Consider the following 595-nt stretch of genomic DNA (forward strand, 5'->3'; position numbering starts at 1 on the left):
AATTAATATTTACAATGGGCCGGACAATTCTAGCCAGCCATCCATTGGCATCCCCAACCAAGCGTCCTATCCTTTGAAGTGCAGTCCCCGAATTTACGGACGTTAAATCCAGAGGGATATTTCCCTGTTTGGTCCTGATCATGATGGAACTCAAGCAGCCAATCCAATAGTCCACAAGTTTATGAAACCAGCCATACCATCTCGAAAGAGTGGACTCATCGGCCGGAACAATATGATTGGATGGGTTCGCAAGAACGTTTTCGATACACTCAGCCTCATAGCGTTTATAAGGAATCAATAAATCCGGCAGTTCATGATGAATGGCACGGCAGTTGGTGCACTGTAGTCTTCGGATGTTATATGTCTTACTCTGTCCTGTATGATCCTTGGCTTTTCGATCCTTTGTACCTCTGACCACCATGTCTTTCCCGCAACATGGGGAAGGGATCCTCCCCGCACCCCTAACTAAAAACTCCAGTACGAGTATTTTCAATCAGCTGATAATCTGATACAATAACCATATACTTTTTTGTGGGACGTCTCCTGTATAACTGTTGGCGCAGTTATACATTGTGGGGACGTCTTTTCCTTTCCT

1 protein-coding gene is annotated in these 595 nt (G+C 44.9%); it reads right to left on the reverse strand.

What is annotated here, in order from left to right; genetic code table 11:
- The coding region (locus tag JJQ88_RS21005; protein ID WP_210367977.1) for a DUF6431 domain-containing protein at positions 1 to 421 on the reverse strand (421 nt) is incomplete at its 3' end.
- Positions 422 to 595: the final 174 nt, after the last annotated feature.

The sequence above is a fragment of the Bacillus sp. REN3 genome, assembly GCF_017912555.1.
In the GTDB taxonomy this organism is placed as follows: Bacteria; Bacillota; Bacilli; order Bacillales; family Cytobacillaceae; genus Mesobacillus.